We start from the raw sequence: 15,337 nt of genomic DNA on the forward strand, positions 1-15,337 counted from the left end.
ATGAAAGCAATAATTCCCGCACTGGTCGCCAGTGCTCTGAGTTTCTCTGCGTTCGCGCAGGACGCCACGGTCAGCAGCGAGCTGATCAAACGGGGCGAGTATCTGGCGCGCGCCGGCGACTGCGTGGCCTGCCATACCAACGGCAAAAGCGGCAAAGAGTTTGCCGGCGGTCTGGCGATGGAGACGCCGATCGGCACCATTTACTCCACCAACATTACGCCGGACAAGAAAACCGGCATCGGTGATTACAGCTTCGAAGACTTCGACAACGCGGTACGCAAGGGCGTCGCCAAAAATGGCAGCACGCTGTACCCGGCGATGCCGTTCCCGTCGTTTGCGGTGATCAAAGAAGACGATATGCGCGCCATGTACGCCTACTTTATGCACGGCGTACAGCCGGTGGAAGAGGCCAACAAGGACTCCGATATTCCGTGGCCGCTGTCAATGCGCTGGCCGCTGAGCATCTGGCGCGGCATGTTTGCGCCGGCGCCGGCCGATTTCGTGGCGGATGCGCAAGCCGATCCGGTGACGGAGCGCGGTCGTTATCTGGTTGAAGGGCTGGGCCACTGCGGCGCCTGCCACACGCCGCGCAGCATCACCATGCAGGAAAAGGCGCTGAACGAGAAAGAGGGCGACGACTACCTGTCCGGCAGCAATGCGCCGATTGACGGCTGGGTCGCCTCCAGCCTGCGCGGTGAGAACCGCGACGGCCTGGGCAGTTGGAGCGAAGCCGAGCTGACCGAGTTCCTGAAAACCGGCCGTAACGACAAGGCGATCGTATTTGGCGGCATGAGCGACGTGGTAGAGCACAGCCTGCAGTATCTGAGCGACGAGGACCTGACCGCCATCGCCCGCTACCTGAAAACGCTGCCGCCGAAGGGTGGTAAGCAGCAGGCGGCGCCAGTGGAAGACAGCGTCGCTAAAGATCTGTGGCGTGGCGACGACAGCAAGCCGGGTGCGGCGCTGTACGTGGATAACTGCGCGGCCTGCCACCGCACCGACGGCGTGGGCTATAAACGCGCCTTCCCGGCGCTGAAGGGCAACCCGGTCGTGCAGACCGAGGACGCCACCTCGCTGATCCACATCGTGCTGACCGGCAACACCACGCCGGCGGTGAAAGGGGCGGTATCCAACATCACCATGCCGCCGTTCGGCTGGCGTCTCAACGACCAGCAGGTGGCGGACGTGGTGAACTTTATCCGCACCAGTTGGGGCAACAAGGCCGACGCGGTCAGCGCGGCGGACGTTGCCGCGGTGCGTAAGGACCGCTCAATGATCCGCGACGAGAAAGAGATGGGCAGCGCCGCGGTGCCGGATCATCCGGACGCGCATAAATAACGACGATTGCTTATCGATGAACGTACAGGCCCCGCAAGGGGCCTTTTTTATATAGCCACCCGGCACTCTTAATGCCCGCATGCGGCGGCATGGGCGTCAACGACTAAGCCGCGACGCCTGCTCCTGCGCGTTCTAAGGGTTTAGCGTCGGCGTAAAAAACCGCATATCAACCCTCGTCACCCCTCCCTGATACTTTCCCTGTTTTTTGCGCTAACCGTGCATGATTATGCTGAACCCACGCGGTAACTATGGATTAATCGTTCACGAAGCGCGCAGTTAACCGCATAAACATAGACCCATCCTGCATTTTTAATTATCCTTTGCCGTCCTTTCAACAGGCAATCAGATGGTTCTTCTTGTTAACCAATTGAATTATAAAATAAAATATCACGGAGAGGGAAGTTCCGTTGAGCGCAATCGTTGTCGTTACAGATTAAGGTAAGCTGTCTCATGAGTTCTATTTCTCCGGATACCGGCGCGCTGGCGACCCCGCCATCGTCGCGTTGGAACAAAACGGACACCGTATGGATGTTCGGGTTATATGCTACGGCGGTGGGCGCCGGCACGCTGTTTCTGCCAATTAACGCCGGCCTGAACGGCCCGCTGGTCTTGCTGCTGATGGCGCTGTTCGCCTTTCCGCTGACCTATCTGCCGCATCGCGCCCTGAGCCGGTTTGTGCTGTCCGGCTCCAGCCGCGACGGCAATATCCATGATGTGGTGGTGGAGCACTTTGGCGTGCTGGCCGGCAAAATTATCATGGTGCTTTATCTGCTGGCATTTTTCCCGATTGTGTTGGTGTACAGCATTTCGATCACCAATGCGCTGGACAGCTTCCTGATTCACCAGTTCCACGTCGCGCCGCCGCCGCGCCTGTGGCTGAGCCTGGCGGTGGTGGTGGTGCTGAATCTGGTGCTGCTGCGCGGCAAGGACGGCATTGTCGCCGCCATGGGCATGCTGGTCTTCCCGCTGCTGGTGTTCCTGATGGGCATTTCGCTGTATCTGGTCCCGAGCTGGAATACCGCGCATTTCACCCAGGGGCTGATGAGCACGCAGTTTGACAGCCCGTCGCTGTGGCATTCGCTGTGGCTGGCGGTGCCGGTGATGGTGTTCTCCTTCAGCCATGCGCCGATCATTTCTTCCTTCGCCTCGACGCAGAAAAGCCTGTACGGCGACAGGGCGGAGCGCCGCTGCGCGCGGATTATGCGCTATAGCTATGTGCTGATCTGCGTTACCGTGCTGTTCTTCGTCTTCAGTTGCGTGCTGAGCCTGTCTTACCAGGATATGGAGCAGGCCAAAGCGCAGAACATTACCGTGCTGACCACGCTGGCGAACAAGTTCTCCAACCCGCTGATCGCCTATCTGGGGCCGGTCATGGCGATGCTGGCGATGGCGAAATCCTACCTCGGCACCTCGCTGGGGGTTACCGAAGGGGCGACCAGCCTGATTGACGGCGTCACCCGGGCGCTGGGTAAGCCGCTGAGCTCACGCACTACGCACCGTGTCTCTGCGCTGGTGCTGTTCCTGCTCACCTGGGCGGCGACGGTATGGAACCCGAGCGCGCTGCATATCATCGAGACCATCAGCGGCCCGCTGATCGCGGTGATCCTGTTTATCCTGCCGATGTACGCGGTGCGGGCCGTGCCGTCGATGCATAAGTACCGCGCCCTGAGCAATGTTTTTGTTCTGGTGATGGGGCTGATTGCCCTGTCGGCGTTGATTTACGGCCTGATGTAACACCGCCGGCGCATCGTCAGGATGCGCCGCTTTCCGCTGCCGGTTAACACCTGTTTGCAATTAAGGCGCTGAAAAGCACCGTTGGATTTTGATAATAAAAGTAATTCTCATTATGCTTTCCTGGTTGATATTTTACTAAGGAGCAGCGTGTGTCCCGTCGAATTATCCCGCTGGTGTTAGCCTGCGCCAGCGTTTTCTCCGCCCAGGCCCTGGCGACCCAATATCCGTTAACCTTAACCGACACTTCCGGCCAGCGCGTAACGCTGAAGCAGGAGCCTAAACGCGTCGTGGTGCAGGACGGCCGTGATATTCTGACGCTGGCGCTGCTGGACCGCGCCGATCCGTTCAGCCGCCTGGTGGCCTGGAATAACCTGCTGAAAAAGAGCGACGGAGCAACCTGGGACATCCTGAAAAGCAAATGGCCGGCGGCCAATAACATCCTCGATATGGGCTTTAGCGACCATGGCGAGGTGAACCTGGAAAGCGTGATCGCCAAACAGCCGGACCTGATGATCGCCCAGCTGCGCTCCAAGCCGTCGCTGGAACAGACCGGCGTGCTCAAACAGCTGAAAGCGCTGGGGGTGCCGGTACTGTTTATCGACACCATGCTCAAACCGGTGGAGAACACGCCGAAAAGCGTGACCTTGCTGGGAGAGGCGCTGGATCGCGAACCAGAAGCCAAGCAGTACACCGATTATTATCAGCAGCACTATCAGAATATCGTGGCGAAAACCCAGGCGATTGAACCCAAGCCGCTGGTGTTTATTGAAGCGAAAGCCGGGCTGAACGGTCTGGAGTCCTGCTGCTTTACCCATGCGCATGTCGGCTGGGGCGGGCTGGTGGAGGCGGTCGGCGCCCGTAATATCGGCTCTGAGCTGCTGCCCGGCGCTACCGGTGACGTTTCGCTGGAGAAAGTTATCAGCATGAAGCCGCAGGTGTATATTGTGTCCGGTTCGCAGTGGGCGAGTAAAACCAACGCCGCGGTGCCGTTTGGTTACGGTGTCACGCAAAAGCAGGTGGACGACGCCTTTACGCGGATGAAGCAGCGCCCGGGCTTTGCTCAGATTGACGCGGTGAAACAGGGGCGCTTCTACGGTATCTACCATAACTTCTACAACCATCCGTACAATATCGTCGGGCTGGAGTATTTGGCGAAATTTATCTACCCGGCGCAGTTTAAAACGCTGGATCCGGCGCAAACCTACAGCGAAATCCTGAAGAACTTTACCGAAGTGCCCGAAGGCAAGGGCGTTCTCGGCGCGCAGGCGCCGGGCGGCAAGTAACATCACCGGAAAAACGGGAAAGCGCCGTGCTTTCCCGGCATCCTATAGATGGCCGGATTTCCCGCAGCGCAGCGATGAGCCGGGACATGATTGAGATAATTGCAAACGTCATTATCAATATTATCGGCGTGCTACTGACGTTCATCTTTGATATTACCGATCTGGTTTTCTCCTGCCTGAAAGGGCAGCTGTGGCGGCGGCTGTTGATTTCCCTGCTGGTTTTCCTGGTGATGCTGGGCGGACTTTGCTGGCGGTGGGGGCGTTAACGGCGCGATAGCGCATGTTGTGTGGTGACTCACCAGCCCCGATTGACTCTGTTTTTTCTCCTCTTTCCTCTTAAATACTCTGGCGCTGCCCGGTTCGTGAGCCGGGCATGAGGTTTATACAGAGCAATATCGACGAGGAGAGTCAATATGGAACATGTTCAGACTGGGAACCAGGAAAGGTATGCCGCCGTGGGCGAGGGGAATTACACCCCGGAAATGTTCGGCGCCGCCGGTGACGGCGCGACCGATGATCGCACAGCAATTCAGGCGGCGATCGATGCGGCGCATCAGTCTTATCTGTCGTACGGAACGCCCTGTTGCGTCACGCTGGGGGCGAGAACGTACATGGTGTCGAAAAATCCGGCTTCAACCGTGATCGCCGGTGAGGTGGCCGCCGGTTTTGGCTGCCTGAATATGCGTTCGGGCGTGACGCTGTGCGGCAACGGGACGATTAAACTGATGCCCGGTACGGCAGGAAACGTCCCCGGCGCGCTCGTGACCAACTGGAGCGGCGCCTGCACCGATATCAGCATTGAAGGCATCACCCTTGACGGCAATGCCTCCCAGGTCACCGCTGCCAGTATGGTGGCGATCAATATCGTCGATTCCCAACGCGTGCGCATTCATCAGGTTCGGGTGCATAACAATAATGTCGGCCAGGCCGGCGGTATTTATTTACGCCGCAGCGGCAGTTCAACGTCGGCGTATGGCTGTAAAGAGAGCCAGGTTACCGCGTGTTATGTTCAGGATGTCGCCTTTATCGGTATTCAGGCCGAGCGCCCCGACGGGATTATCATCGCGGGGAACTACGTGATGAATACGGGGGATAATGGCATCGATATTGAAGGTAATACGCCGGAGAATGCGTCAGGCACCGCCCGCCAAATGAATATCAGCGGCAATATTTTAAGAAATAACAAGAACGGCATATTTATCGAGTCCTGTTCGGGCGCCGTTATCAACGGCAATGATATTGCCGAGGTGGCGGGGATCGGCATTGTCAGCAACCGGATTCATTCCGGCTCATTCAATAACGTGATTACCAACAACAAAATTGCCGGTACGGCCGGTAAAACGGCCTATGGCCTGAGGGTGATTAACAGCTCCGGCAACTGTCTGATTCAGGGCAACTTTTTCTCCAGCCTGCAGAGCGCTATCAAGCTTAACGGCATGGCGACGCGGGTCTGTATTGGCGAAAATACCCACGCCGCGATTGAACGTTTTATCATTGAGCTGGGGGCGACGGCGGACTATCCGATCGCCGCGCTCAGAAGCCTGGTCGGCCGGCAGTTTATTATGGGTGGGCAGAAAAACGGCTTCCCGGCGCTGATATCGCCGCTGGGCAGCCCGGGCAACTTCCCGAGTCGTTTCTCGATCGGCACCTGCGAACGCGGGCATTATTCTGACTTAAACGGCGCGGGAGAAATCAACTTCACGCGCGGCAGCCTGGTGCTGCAGTACCACCCGGACTGGAAAGGCTACGCCTTATATAATTACCGCGGCGACGGCTATACGGAAATTCTGGCCACGGCGGCGCCGGGCGAATATCTGCTGATTAACGGGGAGACGTACCTGGTGGAGGCGGGGCATACCGCGACGCAAAGAAGGCTGAAGCGTTGGGATGGCGGGCAGTATGCGGATGGCGACTATCGCAGCTATCTGGACCAGAACTACCAGGGCGAAATCAAGCGGCGTGAGTGGGGGACGCTGTAAACGACGCGCGTGATTGAACGCTGTCCATGCCCGGAGCCTGCGTCCGGGCATGGTTGCGTTTTTATCCGCGGTCAACAGGCCTGGATGAGAAAGCCGCGGGTAGCCGTCCGCCCGTGCAAGGTGCTACACTGTGCGCCGTTATCGCGTCACACCCTCGGCACATCGCAAATTCTGTGCCGGTGCGTGTATATATTTGGCAGAGTGAAGCTAAATAGCGCCAATAACGCATCGATGTTAAACAAAAATGTTTTTCTATATGTGATCTGTCGTGTGGGTCACCACTGTAGATAAGGAATGATTAATGCCTGTTATTACGCTTCCTGACGGCAGTCAGCGTCATTACGACCACGCCGTATCCCCCCTGGACGTTGCCCGCGATATCGGCCCTGGCCTGGCGAAAGCCTGCATTGCCGGCCGTGTGAACGGCGAACTGGTCGACGCCTGCGATCTGATTGAATCCGATGCGCAACTGGCGATCATCACCGCCAAGGACGAAGAGGGGCTGGAGATTCTGCGCCACTCCTGCGCGCACCTGCTGGGCCATGCCATCAAACAGCTGTGGCCGGACACCAAAATGGCCATCGGCCCGGTGATCGACAACGGTTTCTATTATGACGTTGACCTGGACCATACCCTGACGCAGGAAGACCTGGATCTGCTGGAAAAGCGGATGCATGAGTTGGCTGACAAGGATTATGACGTCATCAAGAAAAAGGTCAGCTGGCAAGAGGCCCGCGACACCTTCGCCGCCCGCGGCGAAAGCTACAAAGTGGCGATTCTGGATGAAAACATCAGCCGCGATGACCATCCGGGCCTGTATCACCACGAAGAATATATCGACATGTGCCGCGGTCCGCACGTGCCGAACATGCGTTTCTGCCACCACTTCAAGCTGCAGAAGACCTCCGGCGCTTACTGGCGCGGCGACAGCAAAAATAAAATGCTGCAGCGCGTATACGGCACCGCCTGGGCGGACAAAAAGCAGCTGAACGCCTACCTGAAGCGTCTGGAAGAAGCGGCCAAGCGCGACCACCGTAAAATCGGCAAGCAGCTCGACCTGTACCACATGCAGGAAGAGGCGCCGGGCATGGTGTTCTGGCATAACGACGGCTGGACGATCTTCCGCGAGCTGGAAGCCTTTGTGCGCGTGAAGCTCAAAGAGTACCAGTATCAGGAAGTGAAAGGTCCGTTTATGATGGACCGCGTGCTGTGGGAAAAAACCGGCCACTGGGATAACTACAAGGACGCGATGTTCACCACCTCTTCGGAGAACCGTGAATACTGCATCAAGCCGATGAACTGCCCGGGCCACGTGCAGATCTTTAACCAGGGCCTGAAGTCCTACCGCGACCTGCCGCTGCGCATGGGCGAGTTCGGCAGCTGCCACCGTAATGAGCCGTCAGGCTCGCTGCACGGCCTGATGCGCGTGCGCGGCTTCACCCAGGACGACGCCCATATCTTCTGTACTGAAGATCAGGTGCGCGCCGAAGTGAACGACTGCATCAAAATGGTCTACGATATGTACGGCACCTTTGGCTTCGAAAAGATTGCGGTGAAATTATCCACCCGTCCGGAGAAACGCATCGGCACCGACGAAATGTGGACCCGAGCGGAAGACGACCTGGCGGCCGCGCTGACTGAGAACGGCATTCCGTTTGAATATCAGCCGGGTGAGGGCGCGTTCTACGGACCAAAAATTGAATTTACTCTGCATGATTGTTTGGATCGTGCATGGCAATGTGGTACCGTGCAGCTCGATTTCTTCTTACCGGGCCGTTTAGGCGCGTCGTACGTTGGCGAAAACAACGAACGCGTGGTGCCGGTAATGATTCACCGCGCTATTCTGGGCTCCATGGAGCGCTTCATCGGTATTCTGACCGAGGAGTACGCCGGGTTCTACCCAACCTGGATCGCCCCTGTGCAGGTGGTGGTGATGAATATCACCGACGGTCAGTCTGATTACGTCCAGCAATTAACCAAAAAACTGCAAGATGCAGGTATTCGTGTTAAAGCGGACTTGAGAAATGAGAAGATTGGCTTTAAAATTCGCGAACATACTTTACGTCGGGTTCCCTATATGCTGGTGTGCGGCGACAAAGAGGTCGAAGCAGGCAAAGTTGCCGTTCGTACCCGCCGTGGCAAAGACCTGGGAAGCCTGGACGTAAGTGAAGTCGTAGACAAGCTGCTGCACGAGATTCGCAGCCGTAGTCTTCATCAACTGGAGGAATAAAGTATTAAAGGCGGAAAACGAGTTCAACCGGCGCGCCCTAATCGCATCAACGGAGAGATTCGCGCCCAAGAGGTTCGCTTGACAGGTTTGGATGGCGAGCAGATTGGTATTGTCAGTCTGAGAGAAGCTCTTGAAAAGGCTGAGGAAGCTGGCGTCGATCTAGTCGAGATCAGTCCTAACGCCGAACCGCCGGTTTGCCGAATCATGGATTACGGCAAATTCCTCTACGAGAAGAGCAAGTCGACGAAAGAGCAGAAGAAGAAACAAAAAGTTATTCAGGTCAAGGAAATCAAATTCCGGCCTGGTACCGATGATGGCGACTATCAGGTCAAACTACGCAACCTGATTCGCTTTCTGGAAGACGGCGATAAAGCCAAAATCACCCTGCGTTTCCGCGGGCGTGAAATGGCGCACCAGCAGATCGGCATGGAAGTGCTTAACCGCGTCCGTAAAGACCTGTGTGAAGATATGGATCTGGCAGTGGTCGAGTCCTTCCCTACGAAGATCGAAGGCCGCCAGATGATCATGGTGCTCGCACCCAAGAAGAAACAGTAAGGCTTCCAAGTAATCGAACCCGCGCAGCGCTTGCGTTGTGTGGGTTTTATTCGCCTCACTGATTCGTTGTTTAACAATGCGAAGTGGATTTAATTAAAATGCCAAAAATTAAAACTGTACGTGGTGCAGCCAAGCGCTTCAAAAAAACCGGCAGCGGTGGTTTTAAGCGTAAACATGCTAACCTGCGTCATATTCTGACCAAAAAAGCAACCAAGCGTAAACGTCACCTGCGTCCGAAAGGCATGGTGTCTAAAAACGATCTGGTCCTGGTTACCGCGTGCCTGCCGTACGCATAAGCCACATTTTTTGATTCAAGAATAAGACTTTAGGAGAGAGCATATGGCTCGCGTAAAACGTGGTGTAATTGCACGCGCACGTCACAAGAAAATCATGAAGCAGGCGAAAGGCTACTACGGTGCCCGTTCGCGCGTATATCGTGTTGCCTTCCAGGCAGTAATCAAAGCAGGTCAGTATGCTTACCGCGACCGTCGTCAGCGTAAGCGTCAGTTCCGTCAGCTGTGGATTGCACGTATCAACGCAGCTGCTCGTCAGAACGGTCTGTCTTACAGCAAATTCATTAACGGCCTGAAAAAAGCCTCTATTGAAATTGACCGTAAGATCCTGGCTGACATCGCAGTATTCGACAAAGTGGCCTTCGGCGCACTGGTTGAAAAAGCGAAAGCAGCTCTGGCGTAAGTCAGTGGAAGAGGGAGCTTGCTCCCTCTTTTAATCTTTGCCCGTCGGGCAGATGTTGACTTTTATTGACCCGCGTTTTATCAATGTGGTCAACCGCAACCAACAAGGTAATGCAAGCATGCACGCTGCTATTTTCCGTTTCTTTTTTTACTTTAGCGCCTGACTTCAGGAGGCTTTGCGCGTAAGAAAAGAAACGGAAAGTAGCGCCTAAGCCTCCCCTGTGGAGGCTTTTTTTGTTTTGGGCGAAAGAAAACGTGATTTTTTGCCCAAAAGGCGGACGAAAAGATAGATAACTACTTATTTATCAAGGTATTATTAAACGGTAATCCCTTAACGACTATTTAGCGGGCCACACCGGCCAGAGGAAGAGGAAAGCAATGCCACATCTCGCAGAGCTGGTTGCCAATGCCAAGGCAGCCGTAGAAGATGCCCAGGATGTTGCCGCGTTAGATTTGGTGCGCGTCGAATATTTAGGCAAAAAAGGCCATTTTACCCTGCAGATGCAGTCGCTGCGTGAACTGCCGGCGGAAGAGCGTCCGGCCGCAGGGGCGGTGATCAACCAGGCGAAACAGCAGGTTCAGGAAGCGCTTAACGCACGCAAAAACGCGTTGGAGAGCGCGGCGCTGAACGAGCGTCTGGCGGCGGAAACCATCGACGTTTCCCTGCCGGGCCGTCGCATGGAAAACGGTGGCCTGCACCCGGTCACCCGCACCATTGACCGCATCGAAACCTTCTTCGGCGAGCTGGGCTTTTCCGTGGCGACCGGGCCGGAAATTGAAGATGACTACCACAACTTCGATGCGCTGAATATCCCGGGCCACCACCCGGCGCGCGCCGACCACGATACCTTCTGGTTCGACGCCAAGCGTCTGCTGCGCACCCAAACCTCCGGCGTGCAGATCCGCACCATGAAAAACCAGCAGCCGCCGATCCGCATCATCGCGCCGGGCCGCGTCTATCGTAACGACTACGATCAGACCCACACCCCGATGTTCCACCAGATGGAAGGCCTGATCGTCGATAAAGACATCAGCTTCACCAACCTGAAGGGCACGCTGCACGACTTCCTGAACAACTTCTTTGAAGAAGATCTGCAGGTGCGTTTCCGTCCGTCCTACTTCCCGTTCACCGAGCCTTCCGCCGAAGTCGACGTGATGGGCAAGAACGGCAAATGGCTGGAAGTACTGGGCTGCGGCATGGTGCACCCGAACGTATTGCGTAACGTGGGCATCGACCCTGAAGTGTATTCCGGCTTCGCCTTCGGCATGGGCATGGAGCGTCTGACGATGTTGCGCTATGGCGTTACCGATCTGCGCGCATTCTTCGAAAACGATCTGCGTTTCCTCAAACAGTTTAAGTAAGGCGGGAATATCACATGAAATTCAGTGAACTCTGGTTGCGCGAGTGGGTAAACCCGGCCATCAGCAGCGAAGCATTATCCGAACAAATCACCATGGCCGGTCTGGAAGTGGACGGCGTGGAGCCGGTTGCCGGCGCGTTTACCGGCGTGGTGGTGGGCGAGGTGGTCGAGTGCGGCCAGCACCCTAACGCCGATAAACTGCGCGTCACCAAGGTCAACGTTGGCGGCGACCGTCTGTTGGACATCGTCTGCGGCGCGCCTAACTGCCGCGCCGGCCTGAAAGTGGCGGTCGCGACCGTGGGTGCCGTGCTGCCGGGCGATTTTAAAATCAAGGCGGCCAAGCTGCGCGGCGAGCCGTCCGAAGGCATGCTGTGCTCCTTCTCCGAGCTGGGCGTTTCCGACGATCACGACGGCATTATCGAACTGCCGGCGGATGCGCCGGTCGGCACCGATATCCGTGCATACCTGCAGCTGGACGACAATGCGATCGAAATCAGCGTGACGCCGAACCGCGCCGACTGCCTGGGCATCATCGGCGTGGCGCGCGACGTCGGCGTCCTGAACCAACTGGCGCTGAACGTGCCGGATATGACGCCGGTCGCCGCCACCATCGACGCGACCCTGCCGATCCGCGTTTCCGCGCCGCAGGCGTGCCCGCGCTATCTGGGCCGCGTGGTAAAAGGCATCAACGTTAAGGCGCCAAGCCCGCTGTGGCTGCGCGAAAAGCTGCGTCGCTGCGGCATTCGCTCCATTGACGCGGTGGTGGACATCACCAACTACGTGCTGATGGAACTGGGCCAGCCGATGCACGCCTTCGATCTCAACCGCATCAGCGGCGGCATCAACGTGCGCATGGCGAGCGAAGGGGAAACCATTACGCTGCTGGACGGCAATGAAGCCAAACTGCAGGCCGATACCCTGGTGATTGCCGACGAGCAAAAAGCGCTGGCGATGGGCGGTATCTTCGGCGGCGAATATTCCGGCGTGAATGAAGAAACGCAGGACGTGCTGCTGGAGTGCGCATTCTTCAGCCCGCTGGCCATTACCGGCCGCGCGCGTCGTCACGGTTTGCATACCGATGCCTCCCACCGCTACGAGCGCGGCGTGGATCCGGCGCTGCAGTACCAGGCGATGGAACGCGCCACCCGTCTGCTGCTGGATATCTGCGGCGGCCAGGCCGGCCCGGTGATCGACGTGACGCACGAAGGCGAACTGCCGCAGCGCGCGACCATCACGCTGCGCCGCGAGAAGCTGGACCGCCTGATTGGCCACGTGGTGCCGAGCGCACAGGTGAGCGATATTCTGCGTCGTCTGGGCTGTGAAGTGACCGAGCAGGGCGACGACTGGCAGGCGGTAGCGCCGAGCTGGCGTTTCGATATGGAAATCGAAGAAGACCTGGTGGAAGAAGTGGCCCGCGTCTACGGTTACAACAATATTCCTGACGTGCCGGTGCGCGCCGACCTGGTGATGACCCGTCACCGCGAGGCCGACCTGACGCTGAAGCGGGTGAAAACCCTGCTGGTCGATCACGGCTTCCAGGAAGCGATCACCTACAGCTTTGTCGATCCTAAAGTTCAGGCGCTGCTGCACCCGAACGAAGAGGCGCTGATCCTGCCAAGCCCAATCTCGGTCGAGATGTCGGCGATGCGTCTGTCGCTGTGGACCGGCCTGCTGTCGGCGGTGGTCTACAACCAGAACCGTCAGCAGACGCGTCTGCGTCTGTTTGAAAGCGGCCTGCGCTTTGTTCCTGATAGTTCAGCAGATCTGGGTATCCGTCAGGATGTCATGCTGGCAGGGGTGATCGCCGGCCATACCCATGATGAACACTGGGATCTGGCAAGAAAGCCGGTGGACTTCTATGATTTAAAAGGGGATCTGGAATCTGTCCTGGAGCTGACCGGTAAATTGTCCGACATTCAGTTCAAGGCGGAGGCCAATCCGGCGTTGCACCCGGGGCAGAGTGCGGCCATTTATTTACACGGCGAGCGCATTGGTTTCATCGGTGTGGTTCACCCGGAACTTGAGCGTAAACTGGATCTTAACGGTCGCACCGTGGTGTTTGAACTGGAGTGGGATAAGGTCGCAAGCCGCGTCGTGCCTCAGGCGCGGGAGATTTCTCGCTTCCCGGCAAACCGTCGTGATATCGCCGTTCTGGTGGCTGAAAACGTGCCGGCAGAAGATATTTTGGCGGAGTGTAAGAAAGTTGGCGCAAATCAGATAGTTGGCGTAAACTTGTTTGATGTGTACCGCGGCAAGGGCGTAGCAGAGGGTTATAAGAGCCTGGCTATCAGTCTGGTATTGCAGGATACCGCCCGTACACTGGAAGAAGAGGAGATCGCCGCTACCGTTGCAAAATGCGTAGAGGCTCTAAAACAGCGATTCCAAGCATCCTTGAGGGATTGAACCTATGGCGCTTACTAAAGCTGAAATGTCTGAACACCTGTTTGAAAAGCTGGGGCTTAGCAAACGGGATGCGAAAGATTTGGTAGAACTGTTTTTTGAAGAAGTCCGACGGGCTCTGGAAAACGGTGAACAGGTCAAACTGTCCGGTTTCGGCAATTTCGACCTGCGCGACAAGAATCAACGTCCGGGGCGTAACCCAAAAACCGGCGAAGACATCCCAATTACGGCGCGCCGCGTGGTGACCTTCCGTCCGGGGCAGAAGTTAAAAAGCCGGGTGGAAAACGCGAGCCCGAAAAGCTGACACGGGTAGTAACACTAAAAAGGCCGCTGATGCGGCCTTTTTCATGTCTTGCATAGCGGCTCTTTTAATTTAACAAGAAGGACGTGTCGGGCCGGTGCTGGTTAGGAGATAGGTGGATTTTTCTTCAAGTTGTTTGTATTGTTAGGAGAAATTCAACAAGTTGCAGAGGAATACATGGATGTAAAATCAATAGCCAAAGGAATGGTTGCGGGGAAAGGGGCTTTGCATCTCATTGAGGCTATTGTTGGCGGAATTTTCTCTATTGGCGTGTTTGTCTCATTCTTTTGGTTCGATGACTGGTGGCAACGGGTTTTAAGCGCTGCGTTTTTTATGGCGCTGGTCATAGTCACTGTTGGCGTATGCAGTTATGTCAGAGGTGAGCGCTGAACCGTAAAATCCTCCCGTGGGATGTGCAGATTGGTAGTAAATTAATATCTTAATCCACATGGGGCGATAATATGTATTTCCACGCGTAGCGTTAAAATAAGAGGGTGACGTTAATTAACCTTCATAAATAGACTAAAAAACGGGGCCGCAGCCCCTGATATTAGCGGTGGCGATAGTCCCCACGCGGGCCGCCGTGGCCTCCGTCGTGCGGTCCACCGCCGCCATGCGGGCCGAAGCAGCAGGCGCTCAGCAGGGTGGTGAGCAGGACGACGCCGGCCAGAGCGACAATACGTTTAGTCATAATCAATTTCCCGGTTGCAAGGTTTAACGAATTATAAATCGCGGCCGGCGGCGGCGTCCGTCAGTAAATCGTTAAGCGCTGTTAGCAGCCATATTTATGTTGACGCTGGCAGTGAAATGTCAGTATGGCGTAAGGATGACGAAAACAATCTGCAAATAGGAGCCGTTGCGATAGTCGATAAATAACCGGCCTGCTATAACAGCGCCGACTAAAAATAACCCGAGACTATCCCATGAATAAAATGCTGTTGCTGATGTGTTTACTGCTGCCGGTGGCGGCGCAGGCGGACGTGTCTATTGATATCAATGTGCCCGGCGTGTCGCTGCATCTGGGCGATCGGGATAATCGAGGCTACTACTGGGACGGCTATGACTGGCGTCCGCCGCAGTGGTGGCATGCGCATCAGGGGCGTGGCATTGGTGAACGCAACGAGCGCGGTGATTACTGGGACGGCGGCCGCTGGCGGCCTTCGGCGCCGCATGGGGAAGGGCGCCGCGGCGACAACCCGTTCCACGGTGATGCGCATCATGCCGACGGCGAACGCGGCCGGCACGGTGCGCCAGAACGGCAGACGTCGTCGCACGAGCGCCGCGATGGTCATGATGGCGGCCGCGGCGCGCAACACGACGCTCGGCCGTATCCGGCGCGAGGCGATGAACAGCGCTGATTGCTTTTCACTCCAGCGGGCAGGCGCGCCCGTCCGTTGCACGGCAGGTACGCGCCTGCCGCCGCCTTTTCCCCGCCGCCGGGCGACAAAGGCTTTCCCTGAC

General features: G+C 56.8%; 16 protein-coding genes and 1 other annotated feature. Of the genes, 15 read left to right on the forward strand and 1 reads right to left on the reverse strand.

The features are described from left to right. The 14 genes from D781_RS09430 (at position 1) to D781_RS09490 (ending at position 14,266) form a co-directional block, all read left to right on the forward strand. Complete coding sequence (locus D781_RS09430; RefSeq protein WP_041412076.1) at positions 1-1,338, forward strand: cytochrome c; 1,338 nt, start codon at positions 1-3, stop codon at positions 1,336-1,338. 450 nt (positions 1,339-1,788) lie between these two features. Then, positions 1,789-3,072 carry an amino acid permease gene (locus D781_RS09435; protein ID WP_015672095.1) on the forward strand — a complete coding sequence of 428 codons (1,284 nt, stop codon included), beginning with the start codon at positions 1,789-1,791 and terminating at the stop codon, positions 3,070-3,072. A gap of 149 nt (positions 3,073-3,221) precedes the next feature. Beyond that, complete coding sequence (locus tag D781_RS09440) at positions 3,222-4,355, forward strand: ABC transporter substrate-binding protein (RefSeq protein ID WP_015672096.1); 1,134 nt, start codon at positions 3,222-3,224, stop codon at positions 4,353-4,355. Positions 4,356-4,441: 86 nt separating this feature from the next. Next, positions 4,442-4,621 carry a hypothetical protein gene (locus D781_RS09445; protein WP_015672097.1) on the forward strand — a complete coding sequence of 60 codons (180 nt, stop codon included), beginning with the start codon at positions 4,442-4,444 and terminating at the stop codon, positions 4,619-4,621. A 147-nt stretch (positions 4,622-4,768) separates the two neighbouring features. Further along, positions 4,769-6,334 carry a right-handed parallel beta-helix repeat-containing protein gene (locus D781_RS09450; protein WP_015672098.1) on the forward strand — a complete coding sequence of 522 codons (1,566 nt, stop codon included), beginning with the start codon at positions 4,769-4,771 and terminating at the stop codon, positions 6,332-6,334. A 301-nt stretch (positions 6,335-6,635) separates the two neighbouring features. Next, on the forward strand, positions 6,636-8,564 hold the full coding sequence (gene thrS, locus D781_RS09455; RefSeq protein ID WP_015672099.1) for a threonine--tRNA ligase: 1,929 nt from the start codon (positions 6,636-6,638) through the stop codon (positions 8,562-8,564). Positions 8,565-8,567: 3 nt separating this feature from the next. After that, positions 8,568-9,119, forward strand: a complete 552-nt coding sequence (infC, locus tag D781_RS22665; RefSeq protein WP_015672100.1) for a translation initiation factor IF-3 — start codon at positions 8,568-8,570, stop codon at positions 9,117-9,119. Between the two features lie 98 nt (positions 9,120-9,217). Continuing rightward, the gene (gene rpmI / locus D781_RS09465) at positions 9,218-9,415 is read left to right on the forward strand and encodes a 50S ribosomal protein L35 (RefSeq protein ID WP_004931418.1); all 198 of its coding nucleotides are present in this window, start codon (positions 9,218-9,220) and stop codon (positions 9,413-9,415) included. Positions 9,416-9,458: 43 nt separating this feature from the next. After that, a complete protein-coding gene (gene rplT, locus D781_RS09470; protein WP_004931417.1) occupies positions 9,459-9,815 on the forward strand; it encodes a 50S ribosomal protein L20 in 357 nt (118 codons plus the stop codon). Between the two features lie 113 nt (positions 9,816-9,928). Continuing rightward, positions 9,929-10,052: a sequence feature (Phe leader region), on the forward strand. Further along, entirely contained in the window at positions 9,934-9,978 is a 45-nt protein-coding gene (gene pheM / locus D781_RS23965; RefSeq protein ID WP_121626058.1) for a pheST operon leader peptide PheM, read from the forward strand. It overlaps the preceding feature by 45 nt. A gap of 140 nt (positions 10,053-10,192) precedes the next feature. Beyond that, positions 10,193-11,176, forward strand: a complete 984-nt coding sequence (gene pheS / locus D781_RS09475) for a phenylalanine--tRNA ligase subunit alpha (RefSeq protein WP_015672101.1) — start codon at positions 10,193-10,195, stop codon at positions 11,174-11,176. Positions 11,177-11,190: 14 nt separating this feature from the next. Next, positions 11,191-13,578, forward strand: coding sequence for a phenylalanine--tRNA ligase subunit beta (gene pheT, locus D781_RS09480; RefSeq protein WP_015672102.1), 2,388 nt, complete (start codon positions 11,191-11,193; stop codon positions 13,576-13,578). 4 nt (positions 13,579-13,582) lie between these two features. Beyond that, entirely contained in the window at positions 13,583-13,879 is a 297-nt protein-coding gene (ihfA, locus tag D781_RS09485; protein WP_015672103.1) for an integration host factor subunit alpha, read from the forward strand. A gap of 129 nt (positions 13,880-14,008) precedes the next feature. After that, positions 14,009-14,266: a hypothetical protein gene (locus D781_RS09490; RefSeq protein ID WP_124014446.1), complete on the forward strand. Its 258-nt coding sequence runs from the start codon at positions 14,009-14,011 to the stop codon at positions 14,264-14,266. Positions 14,267-14,426: 160 nt separating this feature from the next. Here the strand turns inward: D781_RS09490 and D781_RS23970 are convergent, their stop codons facing one another. Beyond that, positions 14,427-14,567: a hypothetical protein gene (locus D781_RS23970; RefSeq protein ID WP_015672105.1), complete on the reverse strand. Its 141-nt coding sequence runs from the start codon at positions 14,565-14,567 to the stop codon at positions 14,427-14,429. A 232-nt stretch (positions 14,568-14,799) separates the two neighbouring features. Between D781_RS23970 and D781_RS09500 the strand changes: the two genes are divergently transcribed. Further along, positions 14,800-15,234, forward strand: a complete 435-nt coding sequence (locus tag D781_RS09500; protein WP_015672106.1) for a DUF2502 domain-containing protein — start codon at positions 14,800-14,802, stop codon at positions 15,232-15,234. Positions 15,235-15,337: the final 103 nt, after the last annotated feature.

The sequence above is a fragment of the Serratia sp. FGI94 genome, assembly GCF_000330865.1.
Taxonomy (GTDB): Bacteria; Pseudomonadota; Gammaproteobacteria; order Enterobacterales; family Enterobacteriaceae; genus Serratia_B; species Serratia_B rubidaea.

Excerpts from the sequence above, each read along its gene's own strand:
- rplT (WP_004931417.1), top strand. The coding sequence starts at position 9,459 with ATGGCTCGCGTAAAACGTGGTGTAATTGCACGCGCACGTCACAAGAAA.
- D781_RS09500 (WP_015672106.1), top strand. The coding sequence starts at position 14,800 with ATGAATAAAATGCTGTTGCTGATGTGTTTACTGCTGCCGGTGGCGGCG.
- D781_RS09435 (WP_015672095.1), top strand. The coding sequence starts at position 1,789 with ATGAGTTCTATTTCTCCGGATACCGGCGCGCTGGCGACCCCGCCATCG.
- thrS (WP_015672099.1), top strand. The coding sequence starts at position 6,636 with ATGCCTGTTATTACGCTTCCTGACGGCAGTCAGCGTCATTACGACCAC.
- D781_RS09445 (WP_015672097.1), top strand. The coding sequence starts at position 4,442 with ATGATTGAGATAATTGCAAACGTCATTATCAATATTATCGGCGTGCTA.
- D781_RS09450 (WP_015672098.1), top strand. The coding sequence starts at position 4,769 with ATGGAACATGTTCAGACTGGGAACCAGGAAAGGTATGCCGCCGTGGGC.
- D781_RS09430 (WP_041412076.1), top strand. The coding sequence starts at position 1 with ATGAAAGCAATAATTCCCGCACTGGTCGCCAGTGCTCTGAGTTTCTCT.
- pheT (WP_015672102.1), top strand. The coding sequence starts at position 11,191 with ATGAAATTCAGTGAACTCTGGTTGCGCGAGTGGGTAAACCCGGCCATC.
- pheS (WP_015672101.1), top strand. The coding sequence starts at position 10,193 with ATGCCACATCTCGCAGAGCTGGTTGCCAATGCCAAGGCAGCCGTAGAA.
- rpmI (WP_004931418.1), top strand. The coding sequence starts at position 9,218 with ATGCCAAAAATTAAAACTGTACGTGGTGCAGCCAAGCGCTTCAAAAAA.
- D781_RS23970 (WP_015672105.1), bottom strand. The coding sequence starts at position 14,567 with ATGACTAAACGTATTGTCGCTCTGGCCGGCGTCGTCCTGCTCACCACC.
- ihfA (WP_015672103.1), top strand. The coding sequence starts at position 13,583 with ATGGCGCTTACTAAAGCTGAAATGTCTGAACACCTGTTTGAAAAGCTG.